This is a genomic window from Paraburkholderia sp. GAS199, assembly GCF_050436585.1.
Classification (GTDB): Bacteria; Pseudomonadota; Gammaproteobacteria; order Burkholderiales; family Burkholderiaceae; genus Paraburkholderia.
The window spans coordinates 1-18,086 of sequence record NZ_JBNDMM010000014.1; the positions used below are offsets into that span (position 1 = coordinate 1).

Here is an 18,086-nt window from a genome sequence, read left to right on the forward strand (position 1 = left end):
CGACTCACCGCAAACCCCCGCCATTGCTGGCTCTCCCGCTTCCCCGTGCCCCGGTATCCGAAGCACGAAAGAGCGAGATTCTAGCGACCCACGACAGGCCTGGCAAGCGTTATCTGGAATTAATTCAAGGCGCCTTTTTTGCTTGCGCAGGGTCGTCGATGACCGGTGCCGTAAGCTCAGGCGTCGCGGCACGAGTCGTCGTGGCACCGATCGTCCAGTCGTGCAAGACGGTATAAGCGACTGCCAGCAAGGTTGGTCCGATGAAAACGCCGAGAAAACCGAAGGCGAACGCGCCGCCCAGAATCCCCAACATCACGAGAATGAGCGGCATGTCGCTGCTCTTGCCGATCAGTATCGGCTTGATAACGTTGTCGGACATGCCGACCACCAGCACGCCCCAAATGACGAGGAAGATCGCCCAACCGGTATCGCCGCCGTGATACAGCCAGATCGCCGCGGGCAACCAGACCACCACCGGGCCGGCAGGAATCACAGATAGGAAGAAGGTTGCGAGACCGAGCAAGGCAGGCGCCGGAACACCCGCAATCCAGCATCCGAAGCCGGCGAGAATTCCTTGCACGAGCGCCGTACCGAGGATTCCGTACACCACGCCCTTTACCGTGCTGCCTGCAAGCGCCAGCAGATAATCCGCCCGTTCGCCGGCAATACGGCGCATGCCCGCATTGAGCCAGGCGGCAGCGCCCTCGCCCCCTGTATAGAAGAAGAACGCGAGCACGATACTCAGAGCCAGCAACCCCAGACCGTGCGTAACGGCAAGCGCTGCCGCCAGAATCCATTTGCCGGCCGGCGCAGCCAGGGTGCGCAATTGCGAAATCAGCTCCGAATTGCTGCTTGTCATGCGCTCCCAAAAACCTTCGATGTTCGGCCCGACCAGCGGAATGCGCGCAACCCACGGCGGCAAATCCGGCAGACCGGCTTCGAAAAGCCGCTGCACCAGCGCCACGATGTCATGCACATGCGCGCCGAACGCAAAGCCCGCATAGACGAATGGCCCGAGCACGACGATCAGAATGATGATCACAATCAACGTGGCGGCCCATTTGCGCCGCCCGCCGAGTGCGGTGCTCAAGCGCCGGTATAAACCCCACGAGCTGTAACTCAGAATGGCGCCCCACAATAGCGCCGTGGTGAACGGTGCGAGCACGAGCAGAGAGCCGCCGACGAGAACGATCAACGCGAACACGGCCGCGAGCCGCTCGATCAGTTGGTCCGATTTCACGATATCTCTCCTGTTGTGCCCTGCCACGGCGGCGATCAGGCATACGTATGAGTTTTATGCCCGAGTGATGTCAGTATAGAAGCGAGTCGCACGACCGGGCTCCCCGTATATCTTCTGGCCAAGGCGCAAAACAATGCGCCGGATTCGCTGACGACGGACTTATTCTTGACGTAGAAACGTCCGAATTCACCTCGCGTTGTCCGCCAAACAATATGGCGGCATAGAAAAGACTAGAATATAAGGTTCTGTGCACCCAACTTCCGGATTTATGCGCTCGCGAATCGCCAAACGTCTCCCCCCCGATGCCGACAAACTCGTCGGTCTCTCGCTCGCGCTTTTCGCGTCGGGCAGCCGCACCGAGGACCGCTTCTGGGAAGCCAAGCTTGACGCGCTGCTGGCCAAGATCGTCCGCAACGCTAACCAGACCACGCTGGACGCCGCGCTCGACCATCTGCAGCAGAATCATCCCGACGCCTACGGCGCACTCGCAGACATGGCGGAAACGCACAGCGAGTCGTTCGTCGTCGAGCACGAGGGCGTGCCTTACGAGGCGCTGCTGATCGCCGCGCCGGTGCTTGCCTGGACTCGCTACATGATTCCCTCGGGACCGCTCAAGGGCGACGCTTCCGACGCACTGCGCGCGCATCTACAGGCGCACGTCCTCGCCGCGAATACGCGCGTGGCCATGGCACCGTTCCTGTACAGCATCGACCAATTGCCGCGTCACCATGTCGAAACATGGCGTATCGCACAGCAACTCGCGCAGGCGGCGATGGCCGGCGGCAACGTCAAACTGAATTTTGGCGAACTGCCCGAAACCTCGCCGATTCTCGCCGATCCGCGTTTCCTGCTGGCCGTCGTGGCGGCGCCCGTCGGCGAACCGGTGTTCCGCTGGCAGGAAGAAGAGCACGGCAGCCGGATCGAACGCGGCCAGTGTCTCGAGCAATGGGCCACGCAAGGCGGCGCCAACCTGTCGCTGGTCTTGCCCGGCTGCGAATTCGAGTGTCTTCTCCCGGACGCTTACTATTCGGCATGCCGTGACGCAGACGAACGCGTGCGTCCGCACACGGTTCGTACCGCGGTTCGTTATCTATTCGACACAATTGGTGCCGCGCCACAGGAATTACGCGCGGTGGTCGCCGGCTTCGGCGAACGCCGGATCGACGAATATCGCGTCGGCTTCACACGTCGCGGCAGCAACGATGTGATTTACGGCGTCGTGTGGCCGCTGTACGGCCGCGAAAACGGTGAGCCCGGTATCGACGAGGAGCCGCAGGAAGTCGCGGCGTCGGACGATCCGCTCGAAGAAATCGTCGCCCTGCTCAAGGAAAGCGGCGTGACAGACGTGCGTCGTCACGCAGGCAGATTCGAACCGGAATATTGCGACGACTGCGGCGTGCCGCTCTACGCCGACCCGCTCGGCGAAATCGTCCACGCGGAAATGCCGGAAGACGCAGAGCCCGCCCAGCCTCATTTCCACTAAAGCAGCAGCGCCGGTCAACCGGCGCGCCGTCACGAAGCCCCGCCATGTGCGGGGCTTTTTTTATGGCGTTCTTCCTATGCCTTCTGGACAGGCCGTCAAGTTGAAGGGAATTTGTCATCATAGGACCTGGCGACGCATCGTAGCGCGTCCGGTATCAGCCGGTTCGTTATGCATCGCGTCGCCTCGCCCGATTCACCTGGAGACATGGCATGCGATTCTCAATACTCAACTCCGACGCGGAACGACGCGACGGCCTCAAGGCGCTACTGCGTCAGATCGACCGCCTCGCGCGCTTTAACGAAGCACAGGACTGGCGGCAGGTAGAGCGCTCGCTCAAGCGTCAGCGCCCCGACCTGCTGGTGGTCGACTGGCAGGAATGGATGACCATCGCGGACGTCCGTCATCTGCTCAGCCTCGATCCGGGCCTGCGCGTGGCCGTGCTGGCCGATCATGTCTCACCGGTCGTCGTGCGAAATCTGATGGATGAAGGTGTGCTCGGCGTGGTCGCGCGCGAAACCGATCCATGCCTGATCGTGCGCGCATTCGAGATGGTGCTGCTGGGTGGCCATTACGTGCCGCCCGGCGCGCTGTCGATCAACCCGCCGCTGCCGCCGGACGCCGCCGTCAGGCCGTTCGACGAAAAGACCCCGCCGCCCCGGCGCGCCAGACTGTCCAGCGGACTCTCGCCGCGTCAGGAGCAGATCATGCGCTGCGTGCACATGGGCAGCACCAACAAGATGATCGCGCGCACGCTGGGCATTAGCGAGGGCACCGTGAAGATCCATCTGACCAGCATATTCCAGCAACTCGGCGCAGCCAATCGCGCGGCCGCCGTGGCGCTTTACAACGGCTGGTTGTCGGCTCATCTGCGCGTGCTCTACAACGACGGCGACGCACCGCCGCGCCCTGTCATGGGACAAGCCGGCGCGGTCCCGTTGCGACGCGCAAAGCGGCGGCGCTTCCAGTATCCGTTGCCTGCGAACGACACGCCCGCCGAACTGCCCATGGCGGCGGAACCGCTCGCGAACTATGTCGACTCGCCGGCGCCAGGCCCGACGACGAAGGCGCCGGGAGAAGATTCCACCTGAGACCGACAGGCGCGAACGCGCGACGCGAGACACGCGCGCCGACGACGTTGGCGCCTGCTGGCATGGAATCCGCTCACACCTTTTTCCGTCCAACGAGTAATATGAGACACATGGGTTTCCTCTACACACCGCTTCCGTTCTGGGTCGCAGTCAGTGGCTGGACCGCCACTGCGATCGTGGTCGCGCTCGCGCTGTGGAAAAATCCTTTCAAACGACTTCAGGACGGCACCCTTCAGCATGTCTGGCTCGCGATCATCGTCGCGGTGTCGGTGCTGTGGGCGAGCAATGCGTGGCTCGACGACGGCACGGTCATGCATCTGCTCGGCGCCACACTCGTCGTCACGCTATTCGACTGGGCTCTCGCCCTCATCGCCATGGCAATCGTGACAGGTCTGGCCGCCGTCGTATTCGACGCGCCCTGGCAAGGCATCGCGCTGACCTTCCTCGTATTCGGCGCATTGCCCGTCGGCATTTCCACTCTGGTTCAGCGCGCCAGCATCGCCTGGCTGCCTCGCAACCTTTTCATGTTCATCTTCGGCCAGGGCTTCGTCTCGCCGGCCATCGCCGTATCGCTCACCGCGGCGGCGGCACTCGGTCTCCATATCGCGCTCGCCGATGGGTCGCTGACCGTCGTGCCGGTCGGCTACGCATTCAGCGTGCTTCTGCTCGCCACGGGCGAGGCGTGGTTCACCGGCATGTCGACTGCACTGATCGCGGTCTATCGTCCCGCGTGGGTCACGACCTATGACGTGCGTCGCTACCGCTTGGGCGGTCCGCGCACGTGATCGGTGCGTGACGTCGTGTCGTTCGCGACATAGAGGCCGAGTGCGGACACCACCACAGAACAAAATATTTATGCCAGGATTGAACTCCACCCGCCTGCCGGGCATCTTACGTGCCTCATGTCTCAATAGCGTCTAACGAACTAGATGGATCGCACCAACGTACCGCGCCGATTGCTGCGGTTGGTCGGCCGGTTGGCAACACTTGCAGCAGTTTTTTCGCTCACGTGCCCTGCTCCCGCATTCGCCGATCAACTCGAACAGCACAACGATCTCGTCAACAGATTTGTCAATGACATGCACGCAGACCCGCTCGTCGCGGATTGCGCAGCACATGGCAACTTTGTCGCCAGCACCTCGACCGCCTTCGACCGCGTCGAATTCCCTCCAAGCTCGTTCGATACCGCGCATGCATCGGTCACGCCTTGGAACGATTCGTTCGACCAGGGCAAACAGCGCGTCAAGGTCGACAATATCGTCACCGTCGAAGGGCTCGGCATCCGGCAAAACGGCGACGGCGACCCCGCCGATCTGAAATTCCGCTGCGGTTATGTCGGTGCCCAGATGCTGGCGTTCAGCTGGAACGATCCGGTGCCGCCGGCCCGGGCGCAGAGCAGCCGGTCCTCAGGGTCGTCGGCGTCTGGCAAGCACAAGAGCGCGAAGGGCAAACACTCGGCCAGCGGCAAGAGCACCAGGAAGTCGAGCGGCAAATCTTCGAAGTCGAGCTCGGGCAAAGCCACGTCGAGTAAATCGAGTTCGAAAAAGGCGCCCGCCAAAAAGACGCACTGAGCAGACGCACTGAGGCGCGCTAATACTCAACGCTCACAGCATTTCGCCCGGCTCCGGGCCCAGCCGCCGCGGGAGACGCGTCAGCCGAAGCGCAAATAAAAAGAGGCGCCCACTAACGTGGACGCCTCTTTTTTTATCTCGCACGCCCGTCTGCGGGCGCGACTCGATCAGCCTGGCGTCAAGCGAATGTCTCTACATGCCGCAAAATGGCCTGCAGCATGGCGGCGCCCAGAGCGGCGCTGCGCTCGCCGCTCCAGCCCACACGCTCGTCGGGCAGATTGGCGTTGTCTTTGAACGGCATTTCCAGCGTCAGCGACAGGCAACCAAACTCATTGCCGATATATTTCGAAGCCAGCTTGAGCGCGTCTTCACGATACTTGCTGGCGGCGTAGCCGTACTTGTCCTGGAAGTCCGGACTCGCCTGCTTGAACGCTTCGATAAACGCCTTCTGCTCTTCGCCCTGCCGTTCGGTGAAGCCCGGCAGCATTTCGGAGCCGGCTACGAAAACGTACGGCAGCGCCTCGTCGCCATGAATGTCGAAGAACAGGTCGCAACCGGTGGCATGAATCGCATCGCGCACAACCAGCACTTCGGGGCTGCGCGCGGCGTCCGGCTCCATCCATTCACGGTTCAGATTCGCGCCGGCCGCGTTGGTGCGCAGATTGCCGTGCACGCTGCCGTCCGGATTCATGTTCGGCACGATGTAGAACACTGCATGGTCGTAGAGCTTGCGCGCCACCGGGTCACCTGCCCAGTCGCCCCAACCGGCAAGCCGTTTGACCAGCCCTTCGATGAACCATTCGGCCATCGTCTCGCCCGGATGCTGCCGCGCGATCAGCCAGATCTTTTTCTTCGGCTTGTCGCCTTCCTGCGGCGTACCGAGCGTCAGCAAGGACATGGGCCGGCCTTCGACCGTCTTGCCCAACTCGGTGAGCGTGGCCTGCGGCATCTGCTGCACGGCGCCGAGAAACTCCGAATGACGCTCCTCGCTGTACGGTTCGAAATACGCGTAGTAGATGCGGTCGAAATCCGGCGTGTGGTCGATGGTCAACACGCGGCCGTCGTAAGACGTCGGCACGCGGAACCAGTTGACGCGGTCGTAGCTCGCCACTGCCTGATAGTCGCGCCAGCCTTCGGCGAACGCGCACGCGGCGGCATTTTCAAAAGTCATCACACAGCGCTCGCCCGCCGCGCCGGAGAGGCGGAAATAGAACCACTGCGCGAACTCGGCGTGGCTGTCCGGGCGCACGCGCAAGCGGATATTGGCTGCCTCTTCGCAAGACAGAACTTCGATCGCGCCTGCGTCGAAATTGCTCGTAATCGATAACGTCGTCATGTTCTTCCTGCCTGGTTGCGTCGCAATCGCCTGGTCGCTCAGTCTGCCAGGCGGCGGCGGAATACGTAGGTGGCGTCGTTCGAGGCCTCGGCGTCGAACGCATAGCCTTCCGAGTCGAAACCCTTGAGTTGCTCCGGCGTGGTCAGCCGGTTTTCGACTGCATAGCGCGCCATCAGGCCGCGCGCGCGTTTCGCGTGGAAGCTGATGATCTTGTAGCGGCCGCCCTTCCAGTCTTCGAAAACCGGCGTGACCACAGGCGCGTCGAGCAGCTTCGGCTTCACCGACTTGAAATACTCGCCGGACGCGCAATTCACCAGCACGCGCGACGCCACGGCATTCTTCTTCAACTGCGCGTTCAGCGCCTGCGTGATGCGCTCGCCCCAGAACGCGTAGAGGTCTTTGCCCCGCGTATTGGCAAAGCGCGTACCCATTTCGAGGCGGTACGGCTGCAGCAGATCGAGCGGACGCAGCAATCCGTAGAGACCGGACAACACGCGCACATGGTTTTGCGCGTAGTCGAGATCGGCCGACGACAAAGTTTTCGCGTTGAAACCCTCGTACACGTCGCCGTTGAACGCGAGCACCGCCTGTTTGGCATTGTGCGTGTTGAATTCGGGCGACCAATGCGCGTAACGCTCGAAATTCAGGTGCGCGAGCTGATCGGAAATGCTCATGAGCGAGGCGATCTGCTGCGGCGACAAACGGCGCAGCCCGCCGATCAACTCAGCGGCATCGTCGACGAAATCGGGGATCGTGTGCTTTTTGACGTGCGGAGGGGTTTCGTAGTCGAGCGATTTCGCCGGCGACAGAACGATTATCATAGAGGCTTGCAGGCACGCCGTGCCTGGCGGTCAAAGACGAAAGCCAGATTGTATCGAATGCCCGGTTCCCATGCCTCACGCGGCGCTTTGCGCGTCGTTCTCGATTCCAATGTGTGGATCGATATTCTCGTGTTCGACGACCCGCACACGCGGCCGATCCGCGCGGCACTCGAAAGCGGCGCGCTCGCCGCGCTGATCGACGCGCGCTGTCTCGCCGAACTCACGTACGTGCTCGACTACCCGCAGTTCGTGCACCGCAACGTCGACAAGGCCGCGGCGCTCGCCGTGGTCGAGCGTCTTGCCGAACTGGTGCAACCCGCGCCGCCGGCACAAGACGCGAAGCCGCTGCCCAAATGCAAGGATCGCGACGACCAGAAGTTTCTGGAACTCGCGCATGCGGCCGGCGCCGACTGGCTGGTGTCGAAAGACCGCGCGGTGTTAAAGCTCGCGAAACGGATTGCGCGCGATTTCGGCTTTCAGATCGCCCAGCCGGCGCCCTTTGTCGCTGTCTTCGAGAGCGCGGCGAGCGCGTGCGCAAACGCGCCGGCCTCCGCATGACCCCTGGCCGAATGGCCAACGCGGGACCCGAGGTGCACATGCCGCGCCGCGATTCCCTACAATCAGGCTTCGTCCGTTTTCAACCGACGCCGCCTTGCCCATCCACCCACTCACCGCTCACGCTCCGGACAGCGCCATGAATGCACCGCACGATACGCCCACGAGTCCCTCGTTTCCGTCTCGCCTGCCGAATGTCGGCACGACGATTTTCACCGTGATGAGCGCGCTCGCCGCCGAAAAAGGCGCGGTGAATCTAGGCCAGGGCTTTCCCGATTTCGGCTGCGATCCGAAAATCGTGGATGCCGTCTCGAACGCGATGCGCGACGGTCATAACCAGTATCCGCCCATGGCCGGCGCCGCGCCGCTGCGTCAGGCCATCTCGGACAAGATCGCGAGCCTGTACGGCCGCCGCTACGACGCCAACACCGAAATCACGGTCACCGCGGGCGCCACGCAAGCCTTGCTGACCGCCATTCTTTGCACCGTGCACCCCGGCGACGAAGTGATCGTGATCGAGCCGACGTACGACAGCTACCTGCCCTCCATCGAACTGGCGGGCGGCAAGCCGGTCTTCATCACGCTCGACGCACCGGACTACGCGATTCCGTTCGACAAGCTGGCCGCCGCCATCACGCCGAAAACGCGGCTGCTGCTGATCAACACGCCGCACAACCCGACCGGCACGGTCTGGCGCGCCGAAGACATGCGCAAGCTCGAAGAGATCGTGCGCGGCACCAACGTGCTGATTCTCTCCGACGAAGTGTACGAACACATGGTCTACGACGGCGCGCCGCACGAAAGCGTCGCCCGTTACCCGGAACTGGCGCAGCGCAGCTTCGTGGTGTCGAGTTTCGGCAAGACGTATCACGTCACGGGCTGGAAAGTCGGCTACGTCGCGGCACCGGCGGCGCTGACCGCCGAATTTCGCAAGGTGCATCAGTTCAACGTGTTCACCGTCAACACGCCGATGCAGATCGGACTCGCGCAATACATGCAGGACCCGGCGCCGTACCTGAACCTGCCCGCGTTCTATCAGAAGAAGCGCGACTTCTTCCGTGCCGGCCTCGCCAATTCGCGCTTCAGGCTGCTGCCTTGCACCGGCACGTACTTCCAGTGCGTGGATTACTCGGCAATCAGCGACCTGCCCGAGGCCGAATTCGCGCATTGGCTAACCGGCGAGATCGGCGTGGCGGCCATTCCGGTGTCGGCCTTCTATCACGAGGCCCACGAGTCCGGCGTGGTGCGCTTCTGCTTTGCCAAGCAGGAAGCCACGCTGGCCACCGCGCTCGAACGGCTGGCGCGGCTCTGAGATGCACGGCGCGATGTTGCGAACGAACCCATGTTCCTCGCCATCGCGCCCTGTGGCTAAGACGCGTGCTCGCCGCCTTCGCCACACCGCTTCATCACGTCCGCCTTCAGGCCGGACCGCAGCGCAATTCGCGCACTCAGGCCGTACGCGTCGACGCGACATAGGCCTTGCGATCGTCTGTCACGCGCTGCGCGGCCGGCCGCTCGCCAACCGTCTTCACATAGCTTTTCCAGTCGATCCCGGCGTCGAGCAGAAAATCGCGCCCGTAGATGGCCTGCGACGCCATGCCTACCAGCGGCAAACTCACGTAGCCCGCCGCATCGGCCACGCTAAAACGCTCGCCGCACAGGTACGGCGCGAACTTTGCGATCCGCTTGAACCCGGCGACATGATGCGCGAGCAGCTTCTCGATACGGCCCTTCGTGGCGTCCGTGACCGTGCCGCCGAAAAACGCTTCCTTGTAGAGATTGCGCACGGTAAGTTCGAGGTGAACGTCGACGAACATGATCATCTCGCGCTCCTTGGCGGCCTCCCATGGATCAGCCGAAAAAATCGCCTTGTCGGGATAGCGCGCCGCGAGATATTCGACAATGCATTGCGACTCGCACAGGTCGCCGTTTTCGGTCTGCAGGTAAGGCACTTTGCCGAGCGGCGAATGTTCGAGCATGAGTTCGTCCTGACTCGGCATAACGGATACTTCCTCGAACGGAATGCCGTGTTCGAGCAGCACGAACTTCACCTTGTTGTAGTAGTTGGACAGCGCAAAACCGCACAGCTTGATCATCGGGTGTCTCCTTCCTTCGAGTTGTTCGAGACCGCTCGTCGAGCGTGGCGCGGCCGGCTTTTACCCATCATCCAATAAATTGCACGATCGTGCTATTCTAAAATAACCATGGAGTCGAGCATCACAATGACCTCTCGCAATCGCAGTATCGAGACTATCGGCATTGTCGGGACCGGAGCAATGGGCCGCGGCATCGCCCAGATCGCGGCGCTCGCCGGCCTCAAGGTGCGTCTTTACGACAGCAACTTCTCGGCCATCGGCGCGGCGCGCGACTATCTCGCCGAAACTTTCGCCAGGTTGACCGCCAAAGGCAAGCTCGAGCAGGCGCGCTCGCTGGCCGCGCTGGCGAACGTGAGCGGCGCGCAGGCCATTGCCGATCTCGCCGATTGCGATCTGGTGATCGAGGCGATCGTCGAAAAACTCGACGTGAAGCAGTCGCTCTTTCGCGAACTCGAAACGGTGGTGAGCGGCAGCTGCGTGCTGGCGTCGAATACCTCGTCGCTCTCCATTACCGCCATCGCGGCAGGGTGCACGAATCCCTCGCGCGTGGTCGGCTATCACTTCTTCAATCCCGTGCCGCTGATGAAAGTGGTCGAAGTGATCGACGGACTGCGTAGCGATCCCGCCGCCGGCGACGCGCTGATGGACCTCGCGCGCCGCATGGGACACACGCCGGTGCGCGCGAAAGACATGCCCGGCTTCATCGTGAATCATGCGGGCCGCGGCATGAATACGGAAGGCTTGCGCGTCGCGAGCGAAGGCGTGGCGAGTTTCGCGGATATCGACCGCATCATGCGCGAGCAGGCCGGCTTCCGCCTCGGCCCGTTCGAATTGCTGGACCTGACGGCGCTCGACGTTTCGCATCCGGTCATGGAGTCGATCTATCACCAGTTCTACGAAGAGCCGCGCTTCACGCCCTCGCCCATCACGGGCACGAGACTCGCGGGCGGTTTGATCGGCCGCAAGGCAGGCGAAGGTTTTTATCGCTACGACGACGGCAAACAGCAGGTGCCGCCCGAAGCGCCCGCGCCCACCACGTTGCCGCGCAAAGTGTGGATCAGCGGGCGCTATCCGCAAGCGCGCGAAGCAGTCGTTCAACTCGTCGCGAAAGCAGGCGTCGAACTCGACGAAGGCGCGCTACCCGCGGCGGACTCGCTGATCGTCGTGACGCCGTACGGCCATGACGCAACCACGGCCGCGGTCGACGAAGCGCTCGACGCAACACGCGTCGTCGCCATCGACACGCTTTTCCCGCTGCAAGGCGCACGCCGCCGCACGCTAATGACCACGCCCGCCACCACTCGCGCGGCGCGCGACGCCGCTCATGCGCTGTTCGCCGCAGACAGCGTGCCGGTCACGGTGATTCGCGATTCGACCGGCTTCGTGTCGCAACGCGTGGTGGCGACGATCGTGAACATCGGCTGCGACATCGCGCAAAAGCAGATCGCCACGCCAGCGGACATCGACCTCGCCGTCACGCTCGGCCTCGGCTATCCGCGCGGCCCGCTGGCGCTCGGCGACTCGCTCGGCGCACAAACCATTCTCACAATCCTGCGCAATATCTTCAGCGTGTTGGACGACCCGCGCTATCGTCCTTCGCCGTGGCTTTCGCGGCGCGCACAACTCGGGCTGTCGCTCACACAGGGCGACGCCGCCGACACTCGAACGGAGACGCAACAATGAGCGCCGAACTGCTGACCTCGCGCCCGACCGGAAGCGAATCGACCCTGGTCCTCACGCTGTCCAATCCCGGCGCACGCAATGCGCTGCATCCCGACATGTACGCCGCCGGCATCGAAGCGCTCGACTCGGTCGAACGCGATCCGTCGATCCGCGCGGTCGTCATCGCCGGCGCGGACAACTTTTTCTGCGCCGGCGGCAATCTCAACCGTCTGCTGGAAAACCGCGCGAAAGATCCTTCGGTGCAGGCCGCAAGCATCGATCTGCTCGGCGAGTGGATCTCGGCGCTGCGTTTGTCGTCGAAGCCGATTATTGCCGCTGTAGATGGCGCCGCCGCGGGCGCGGGATTCTCGCTTGCGCTGGCCTGCGACCTGATCGTAGCCGCCGAAGACGCCAAATTCGTGATGTCTTACGCGCGCGTCGGTCTGACACCGGACGGCGGCGGCTCCTGGTTTCTGGCGCAGGCGTTGCCGCGTCAGATCGCAACGGAAGTGTTGATCGAAGGCAAGCCGATCGGCGCTGCCCGCCTGCACGAACTCGGCGTGGTGAACAGACTCGCGAAGACAGGCGCGGTTCTGGATGCGGCGGTGAGCTGGGCCGACGAACTCGGCAAGATTTCGCCGAATTCGGTCGCGCGCATCAAGTCGCTCGTCAGCGCGGCAGGCGCGCAGCCGCTTGCCGACCATCTGGTGGCCGAGCGCGACAGCTTCGTCGCGTCGCTGCATCATCGCGACGGGCTCGAAGGCATTTCCGCGTTCCTCGAAAAGCGCGCGCCGGTCTACAAATAAACAGCGAAGAGCCATGCCCGACTATCAGCTTCCGAAACGCCGGCGCATTTTCCTGATGCGTCACGGCGACGTGACTTACTTCGACGATTCCGGCCGCGCAATCGACCCGGAAACCGTGCCGCTCAATGCGAACGGCCGCGAACAGGCGAGCGCGGCGGGTCGCGTGTTCGCGGAACAACAGGTGCGCTTCGACCGGGTGATCGTGAGCGGCTTGCCGCGCACCGTCGAAACCGCGCAGCGCGTGCTGGCGGAAACGCACCAGCACGTCGAACTGGAAATCGAGTCCGCCTGGCAGGAGATTCGCGGCGGCAGGCTGAGCCAGATTCCGCCGCAGGATATCGAAGCCGCGTTTCTCGGCGTGTTCGACGGCATCGTGCCGGAAAGCACGCGTTTTCTGGACGGCGAAACCATCGGCTCACTGTTCGACCGCGTATTGCCAGCACTGGCCGCGCTGCGTGAAGATACGTCGTGGGACACCGTGCTGCTGGTGCTGCACGGTGGCGTGAACCGCGCCATTCTCTCGCACGCGCTCACGGCCGGCGGCCGCACCTTTTTCGGGCATCTGGCGCAGGCAACCGGGTGCATCAACGCGCTCGATGTCGGCGTCGAAGCGCGCGACTGGGTATTGCGCACGATCAACTACTCACCGCCGTCGCCATTGCATCGCGACGTCCGCAATACCACGATGGAAATGCTCTACGCACAATTCGTTCAATACAAGCGTAGCTGACACCGAACTGGAGGAGACACATGGCGCAGAGCACACAGAGCGGCGAGCCCGACAAAAAGCAGGACTATTCGGCCTTCGAGGGCACGCGTCCCGTCAATGAACGGCAGCGCGTCGACACCGAAGCACTGGCCGCCTGGCTTGGCCGGCACGTGGAAGGATTTTCAGGGCCGCTGACGCTGGAGCAGTTCGCCGGCGGCCAATCCAATCCCACCTTCAAACTCACCACGCCGTCGCGCGCTTACGTGATGCGGGCGAAGCCCGGCCCCGCGGCCAAACTGCTGCCCTCCGCCCATGCGATCGAGCGCGAATACCGCGTCATGCGCGCGCTCGCCGACAGCGAAGTGCCGGTCGCGACCATGCTCGCGCTTTGCGAGGACGAAAGCGTGATCGGCCGCGCGTTCTATGTGATGGAGTTCGTCGAAGGCCGCGTGCTGTGGGACCAGTCTCTGCCGGGCATGTCGTCGGCGGAACGGGGCGCGATCTACGACGAGATGAATCGTGTGATTGCCGCCTTGCATAGCGTCGATGTCGCGAAAGCGGGCCTCGCCGATTACGGCAAGCCGGGCAACTATTTCACGCGGCAGATCGGTCGCTGGAGCAAGCAGTATCTGGCCTCGGAAACGGAGTCGATCGAGGCGATGCATCGTCTGATCGACTGGCTGCCCCAGCACCTTCCGGACGAAACGGGTTCGCGCGTGTCGGTCGTACACGGCGACTATCGGCTCGACAATCTGATCTTCCACCCGACCGAGCCGCGCGTGCTGGCCGTGCTCGACTGGGAACTGTCGACGCTCGGCGATCCGCTTGCCGACTTCGCCTATCACTGCATGGCGTGGCACGTCGATCCCACGCAGTTTCGCGGCATTGCAGGACTCGACTGGGCCGCCCTCGGCATTCCCGACGAAGCGCAGTACGTAGAGCGCTATAGCAAACGCACGGGGTTCGACATCCAGGGCGACTGGAATTTCTATCTCGCCTACAACATGTTCCGCATCGCCGCGATCCTGCAAGGGATCATGAAGCGTGTCGTCGACGGCACCGCAGCCAGCGCACTCGCACTCGATGCCGGCCGCCGCGCCAAACCGATGGCCGAACTCGCCTGGCGCTATGCCCAGAAAGTCAGCTAAACGGCGTGGCGTATAAATTGCGCCGCTGCTCAAACGTCATTCGTCATCCGCGAGGTCATACATGAATTTCGATTACACCCCGAAGGTTCAGGCACTGCGCGAAAAGTTGCTCGCGTTCTTCAACGAGCACATCTATCCGAACGAACAGGCGTTCTACGCCGAGATCGCGCGCAACCGCCACGAAGGCAACGCCTGGCAACCTACGGAGCTGATCGAGCAACTCAAACAGCAAGCACGCGACGCCGGCCTGTGGAATCTCTTTCTGCCTGAGTCGGCGCGTGGCGCCGGCCTGACGAATCTCGAATACGCGCCGCTCTGCGAAATCATGGGCCGTGTGCCCTGGGCACCGGAGGTGTTCAACTGCAATGCACCGGACACCGGCAACATGGAAACGATCGAGCGCTACGGCAGCGAAGAGAACAAGCGCGAATGGCTCGAACCACTCTTGCAAGGACAGATTCGCTCAGCGTTTCTGATGACCGAACCCGAGGTGGCATCGTCCGATGCAACGAACATCCAGACGAGCATCGTGCGCGATGGCGATTACTACGTCATCAACGGCCACAAATGGTGGTCGTCGGGCGCCGGCGATCCGCGCTGCAAGATCTATATCGTGATGGGCAAGACCGATCCGGAAGCGCCACGTCACCAGCAGCAGTCGATGATCCTGGTTCCCGCCGACGCAACCGGCATCACCGTGCACCGTCCGCTGACCGTGTTCGGCTATGACGACGCACCGCACGGTCACATGGAAATCACGCTGGACAACGTGCGCGTGCCCGCCACCAACATGCTGCTCGGCGAAGGACGCGGCTTCGAAATTGCACAAGGCCGTCTCGGACCGGGACGCATCCACCATTGCATGCGGCTGATCGGCCTGGCCGAACGCGCGCTCGAACTGATGGCGAAGCGTTCGCTGCAGCGCGTCGCGTTCGGCAAACCCGTGGCCGCGCAAGGCGTCACGCAGGAGCGTCTGGCCGAAGCACGCTGCATGATCGAGCAGGCGCGTCTGCTGACACTGAAAACCGCGTACATGATGGACACGGTCGGCAACAAAGGCGCCCGCGGCGAGATTGCGATGATCAAGGTCGTGGCGCCGAACATGGCGTGCCAGGTGATCGACTGGGCGATTCAGGCGCACGGCGCCGGTGGCCTGAGCGACGATTTCCCGCTGGCGTACGCGTACACGTCGGCGCGCACGCTGCGCTTTGCCGATGGCCCGGACGAAGTACACCGCAACGCTATCGCCAAACTCGAACTGGCGCGCTACATGGAACCCGGTGCGAGCGACCGGGTGGAGACGCCGATAACGCGAGTGTGAGATCGGCTGGGTTTTGCCGGTGCGATCCGTTCGTTCGAGTCGCACCGCATCTATGTCACGGAAAGCGTTATTCAGCGGCACCAGGCGAAAAAAGCGCGGGTCTCCCCGCGCTTTTTTAGCGTGCAGGCTTTCGTGAATCGCTAGAAGTAATGCCTCGTGATGAATTCCGCGACGCATACCGGCCGGTCACTGCCCTGCCGTTCCAACGTTACGTTCCACACGACCTGCACGCCGCCCTGTTCGATATCTTCAACGGACAGGACCTCGAAGCGGGCGCGCAACTGCGAACCCACGAGTACCGGCGAAGTGAACCGCACGCGATTGAGCCCGTAGTTCACGCCCATGCGCTGTTTGAGCGTCACCGTTTCGCCGAGCAATGCCGGTATCAACGACAGCGTCATGAAGCCATGGGCGATAGGGCCACCGAACGGCGACTCGCGTCGCGCCCGTTCGGGGTCGACGTGAATCCATTGATGATCGCCGGTCGCCTCGGCAAAACGATCGACACTCGCCTGGTCCACCGTCAACCATTCGCTCACCAGCGCCTGAGCACCGACTAGCGCGCGCAGCGAAGCGGCGTTAGCGTACACCTGATCGCCCGTCGATTCCTGCGTCATGACGGCGTGCCGGCGGCATCGGGATTGCGCAGACCGAAGAGGCCTTTCGAGCGCACCACAACCACCGTCTCACCATGCTGGTTGATGCCTTCCCACTGCGTCGACACAAGGCCGCGATCCGGCTTGCTGGCCGAGACGCGCTTGTCGAGAATCGCGTTCTTCATCGTGATGGTGTCGCCCACGCGCACGGGTTTCAACCATCTGATCTCGTCGATTCCGGGCGAGCCCATCGACGTGGAACCCGCCAATACGTTACGCACCAGCAGCCCCATCATGACGGAACAGGTGTGCCAGCCGCTCGCCACGAGACCGCCGAACGGCGATTCGGCGGCCGCCGCCTCGTCGAGATGGAAAGGTTGCGGATCGAACTTTTGCGCGAACTCGACGATCTCCTCACGCGTGAACGTGTGCTTGCCGATTTCGGTGTTCGTGCCGACCGTCATGTCCTCGAAACTCAAATTCATCGTCACACCTCGCATTGGATTCGAACAGAGATCAGACTTCGGCGACGGCAAACCCAGGCAGCGCGGCAAAACGCGCGAGATGGTGATCGACATCGCCCAAGGTCGTTTCGATGATAGCGAGACGCTTGAAGAGATGCGCGGCTGCGACCTCGTTAGTCACGCCCATCCCGCCGTGCAGTTGGACGGCTTGCTGACCGACGAATCGCGCGGCCTGCCCGACCCGTACCTTGGCCGCCGACACCGCGCGACGACGCTCGTCGGCATCCGTACTGCTGTAGCGCATCGCGGCCAGGTAAGTGAGCGAACGTGCCTGCTCGGCATGAATCAGCATCTCGACCATGCGATGTTGCAAGGCCTGGAAACGCGCAATCGGCTGGCCGAATTGCTGACGCGTTTTTGTGTACTCGACAGTGGCGTGATTCAACGCGTCGAGCGCGCCGACGGCCTCGGCGCACAACAACAGCGTGCCGTAATCCGCGATGTGTTCGAGCGCGGCCGCACCGGCATGCCGCCCCGCCAGCCGACGCGCCGGCGTCTCGCTGAACTCGAGCGTCGCCGCGCGTTGTCCGTCGATGGTGCGGTAGTCCGTGACCTCGACGCCCGCCGCGTCGCGCGCCACGACAAACAGCGCGATCTCGCCATTCAATCGCGCCGGCACGATCCAGAAATCGGCTTGCGCACCGTGCAACACGACCGACTTCGTACCGCTGAGCGTTTGCCTGCCTTCCTCGCCCTTCACCGACGTCTCGACGGCAAACAGGTCGTAGCGCGCATGCGGCTCGTGAAACGCCACCGCCAGCCTGAGTTCACCCTGCGCCGCACGTTCGAGCAAGGCCGCGTCTTCGCCGGCGCCCGACCCGGCCAGCCGCAGCGCTTCGATGCCGACCGACGTCGCCCAATACGGCTCGACCACCAGCGCGCGGCCCAACTCCTGCATGACGACCAGCATGTCGATCGGGCTGCCGTTGAAGCCGCCTTGCGCCTCGGGCACCGGCAATGCCGTCAGGCCGAGTTCCGTGAAGGCGGCCCAATGCGTGTCTGAAATGCCGGTTTCCGATCTGACGATCGCCTGGCGAGCCTCGAAGCCATAGCTCTTGTCCAGATAGCGGCGCAGCGCGTCGGCGAATTGCTGTTGCTCTTCGTTGAAATTGAAGTCCATGCGCCGCTCC

At 63.0% G+C, this 18,086-nt stretch carries 18 protein-coding genes; 11 read left to right on the forward strand and 7 right to left on the reverse strand.

Going from position 1 to position 18,086, the window contains the following annotated elements:
* Nucleotides 1-124: 124 nt before the first annotated feature.
* Nucleotides 125-1,240 carry an AI-2E family transporter gene (locus tag P3T18_RS35315; protein ID WP_429304592.1) on the reverse strand — a complete coding sequence of 372 codons (1,116 nt, stop codon included), beginning with the start codon at nucleotides 1,238-1,240 and terminating at the stop codon, nucleotides 125-127.
* Nucleotides 1,241-1,508: 268 nt separating this feature from the next.
* On the opposite strand from P3T18_RS35315, the gene P3T18_RS35320 reads away from it, so the two are divergent.
* The 4 genes from P3T18_RS35320 to P3T18_RS35335 all read left to right on the forward strand — a co-directional run bounded on the left by P3T18_RS35320 (nucleotide 1,509) and on the right by P3T18_RS35335 (nucleotide 5,382).
* Complete coding sequence (locus P3T18_RS35320; RefSeq protein WP_429304593.1) at nucleotides 1,509-2,723, forward strand: DUF2863 family protein; 1,215 nt, start codon at nucleotides 1,509-1,511, stop codon at nucleotides 2,721-2,723.
* Nucleotides 2,724-2,932: 209 nt separating this feature from the next.
* The gene (locus tag P3T18_RS35325; RefSeq protein WP_429304594.1) at nucleotides 2,933-3,811 is read left to right on the forward strand and encodes a LuxR C-terminal-related transcriptional regulator; all 879 of its coding nucleotides are present in this window, start codon (nucleotides 2,933-2,935) and stop codon (nucleotides 3,809-3,811) included.
* Between the two features lie 110 nt (nucleotides 3,812-3,921).
* Nucleotides 3,922-4,596 carry an energy-coupling factor ABC transporter permease gene (locus tag P3T18_RS35330; protein WP_429304690.1) on the forward strand — a complete coding sequence of 225 codons (675 nt, stop codon included), beginning with the start codon at nucleotides 3,922-3,924 and terminating at the stop codon, nucleotides 4,594-4,596.
* Between the two features lie 144 nt (nucleotides 4,597-4,740).
* A complete protein-coding gene (locus tag P3T18_RS35335; protein ID WP_429304595.1) occupies nucleotides 4,741-5,382 on the forward strand; it encodes a BspC domain-containing protein in 642 nt (213 codons plus the stop codon).
* Nucleotides 5,383-5,560: 178 nt separating this feature from the next.
* Here P3T18_RS35335 and P3T18_RS35340 read toward each other — a convergent pair whose 3' ends face one another.
* Nucleotides 5,561-6,718, reverse strand: a complete 1,158-nt coding sequence (locus P3T18_RS35340; RefSeq protein WP_429304596.1) for a M14 family metallopeptidase — start codon at nucleotides 6,716-6,718, stop codon at nucleotides 5,561-5,563.
* A gap of 38 nt (nucleotides 6,719-6,756) precedes the next feature.
* On the reverse strand, nucleotides 6,757-7,539 hold the full coding sequence (gene yaaA, locus P3T18_RS35345; RefSeq protein WP_429304597.1) for a peroxide stress protein YaaA: 783 nt from the start codon (nucleotides 7,537-7,539) through the stop codon (nucleotides 6,757-6,759).
* 57 nt (nucleotides 7,540-7,596) lie between these two features.
* Here yaaA and P3T18_RS35350 point away from each other — a divergent pair, with 57 nt between their 5' ends.
* Nucleotides 7,597-8,097 carry a putative toxin-antitoxin system toxin component, PIN family gene (locus P3T18_RS35350; RefSeq protein ID WP_429304598.1) on the forward strand — a complete coding sequence of 167 codons (501 nt, stop codon included), beginning with the start codon at nucleotides 7,597-7,599 and terminating at the stop codon, nucleotides 8,095-8,097.
* Between the two features lie 136 nt (nucleotides 8,098-8,233).
* On the forward strand, nucleotides 8,234-9,406 hold the full coding sequence (locus tag P3T18_RS35355) for a pyridoxal phosphate-dependent aminotransferase (RefSeq protein ID WP_429304599.1): 1,173 nt from the start codon (nucleotides 8,234-8,236) through the stop codon (nucleotides 9,404-9,406).
* Nucleotides 9,407-9,542: 136 nt separating this feature from the next.
* Here P3T18_RS35355 and P3T18_RS35360 read toward each other — a convergent pair whose 3' ends face one another.
* Nucleotides 9,543-10,190 (reverse strand): glutathione S-transferase, encoded by a 648-nt coding sequence (locus P3T18_RS35360; protein WP_429304600.1) that lies wholly within the window; start codon nucleotides 10,188-10,190, stop codon nucleotides 9,543-9,545.
* A 126-nt stretch (nucleotides 10,191-10,316) separates the two neighbouring features.
* Between P3T18_RS35360 and P3T18_RS35365 the strand changes: the two genes are divergently transcribed.
* From P3T18_RS35365 to P3T18_RS35385, 5 genes are all read left to right on the forward strand, one after another.
* Complete coding sequence (locus tag P3T18_RS35365; RefSeq protein ID WP_429304601.1) at nucleotides 10,317-11,873, forward strand: 3-hydroxyacyl-CoA dehydrogenase; 1,557 nt, start codon at nucleotides 10,317-10,319, stop codon at nucleotides 11,871-11,873.
* Nucleotides 11,870-12,658 (forward strand): oxepin-CoA hydrolase, alternative type, encoded by a 789-nt coding sequence (locus P3T18_RS35370; protein ID WP_429304602.1) that lies wholly within the window; start codon nucleotides 11,870-11,872, stop codon nucleotides 12,656-12,658. Before P3T18_RS35365 ends, P3T18_RS35370 begins: the two co-directional genes overlap by 4 nt.
* Nucleotides 12,659-12,671: 13 nt before the next feature.
* Entirely contained in the window at nucleotides 12,672-13,388 is a 717-nt protein-coding gene (locus tag P3T18_RS35375) for a histidine phosphatase family protein (protein WP_429304603.1), read from the forward strand.
* A gap of 20 nt (nucleotides 13,389-13,408) precedes the next feature.
* A complete protein-coding gene (locus P3T18_RS35380; RefSeq protein ID WP_429304604.1) occupies nucleotides 13,409-14,515 on the forward strand; it encodes a phosphotransferase in 1,107 nt (368 codons plus the stop codon).
* Between the two features lie 61 nt (nucleotides 14,516-14,576).
* Nucleotides 14,577-15,836: an acyl-CoA dehydrogenase family protein gene (locus tag P3T18_RS35385; RefSeq protein WP_429304605.1), complete on the forward strand. Its 1,260-nt coding sequence runs from the start codon at nucleotides 14,577-14,579 to the stop codon at nucleotides 15,834-15,836.
* A 140-nt stretch (nucleotides 15,837-15,976) separates the two neighbouring features.
* Here P3T18_RS35385 and P3T18_RS35390 read toward each other — a convergent pair whose 3' ends face one another.
* From P3T18_RS35390 to P3T18_RS35400, 3 genes are read right to left on the reverse strand one after another with little or no spacing between them, the layout of a single operon-like run.
* Entirely contained in the window at nucleotides 15,977-16,453 is a 477-nt protein-coding gene (locus P3T18_RS35390) for a MaoC family dehydratase (RefSeq protein WP_429304606.1), read from the reverse strand.
* Nucleotides 16,450-16,917 (reverse strand): MaoC family dehydratase, encoded by a 468-nt coding sequence (locus P3T18_RS35395; protein ID WP_429304607.1) that lies wholly within the window; start codon nucleotides 16,915-16,917, stop codon nucleotides 16,450-16,452. Before P3T18_RS35395 ends, P3T18_RS35390 begins: the two co-directional genes overlap by 4 nt.
* 31 nt (nucleotides 16,918-16,948) lie before the next feature.
* A complete protein-coding gene (locus tag P3T18_RS35400; protein WP_429304608.1) occupies nucleotides 16,949-18,076 on the reverse strand; it encodes an acyl-CoA dehydrogenase family protein in 1,128 nt (375 codons plus the stop codon).
* Nucleotides 18,077-18,086 lie beyond the last annotated feature (10 nt).

What these genes read in the sequence shown, in the direction of transcription:
- P3T18_RS35320 (WP_429304593.1), top strand. Translation starts at nt 1,509, where the DNA reads ATGCGCTCGCGAATCGCCAAACGTCTCCCCCCCGATGCCGACAAACTC.
- P3T18_RS35325 (WP_429304594.1), top strand. Translation starts at nt 2,933, where the DNA reads ATGCGATTCTCAATACTCAACTCCGACGCGGAACGACGCGACGGCCTC.
- P3T18_RS35330 (WP_429304690.1), top strand. Translation starts at nt 3,922, where the DNA reads ATGGGTTTCCTCTACACACCGCTTCCGTTCTGGGTCGCAGTCAGTGGC.
- P3T18_RS35335 (WP_429304595.1), top strand. Translation starts at nt 4,741, where the DNA reads ATGGATCGCACCAACGTACCGCGCCGATTGCTGCGGTTGGTCGGCCGG.
- P3T18_RS35340 (WP_429304596.1), bottom strand. Translation starts at nt 6,718, where the DNA reads ATGACGACGTTATCGATTACGAGCAATTTCGACGCAGGCGCGATCGAA.
- yaaA (WP_429304597.1), bottom strand. Translation starts at nt 7,539, where the DNA reads ATGATAATCGTTCTGTCGCCGGCGAAATCGCTCGACTACGAAACCCCT.
- P3T18_RS35350 (WP_429304598.1), top strand. Translation starts at nt 7,597, where the DNA reads ATGCCCGGTTCCCATGCCTCACGCGGCGCTTTGCGCGTCGTTCTCGAT.
- P3T18_RS35355 (WP_429304599.1), top strand. Translation starts at nt 8,234, where the DNA reads ATGAATGCACCGCACGATACGCCCACGAGTCCCTCGTTTCCGTCTCGC.
- P3T18_RS35360 (WP_429304600.1), bottom strand. Translation starts at nt 10,190, where the DNA reads ATGATCAAGCTGTGCGGTTTTGCGCTGTCCAACTACTACAACAAGGTG.
- P3T18_RS35365 (WP_429304601.1), top strand. Translation starts at nt 10,317, where the DNA reads ATGACCTCTCGCAATCGCAGTATCGAGACTATCGGCATTGTCGGGACC.
- P3T18_RS35370 (WP_429304602.1), top strand. Translation starts at nt 11,870, where the DNA reads ATGAGCGCCGAACTGCTGACCTCGCGCCCGACCGGAAGCGAATCGACC.
- P3T18_RS35375 (WP_429304603.1), top strand. Translation starts at nt 12,672, where the DNA reads ATGCCCGACTATCAGCTTCCGAAACGCCGGCGCATTTTCCTGATGCGT.
- P3T18_RS35380 (WP_429304604.1), top strand. Translation starts at nt 13,409, where the DNA reads ATGGCGCAGAGCACACAGAGCGGCGAGCCCGACAAAAAGCAGGACTAT.
- P3T18_RS35385 (WP_429304605.1), top strand. Translation starts at nt 14,577, where the DNA reads ATGAATTTCGATTACACCCCGAAGGTTCAGGCACTGCGCGAAAAGTTG.
- P3T18_RS35390 (WP_429304606.1), bottom strand. Translation starts at nt 16,453, where the DNA reads ATGACGCAGGAATCGACGGGCGATCAGGTGTACGCTAACGCCGCTTCG.
- P3T18_RS35395 (WP_429304607.1), bottom strand. Translation starts at nt 16,917, where the DNA reads ATGAATTTGAGTTTCGAGGACATGACGGTCGGCACGAACACCGAAATC.
- P3T18_RS35400 (WP_429304608.1), bottom strand. Translation starts at nt 18,076, where the DNA reads ATGGACTTCAATTTCAACGAAGAGCAACAGCAATTCGCCGACGCGCTG.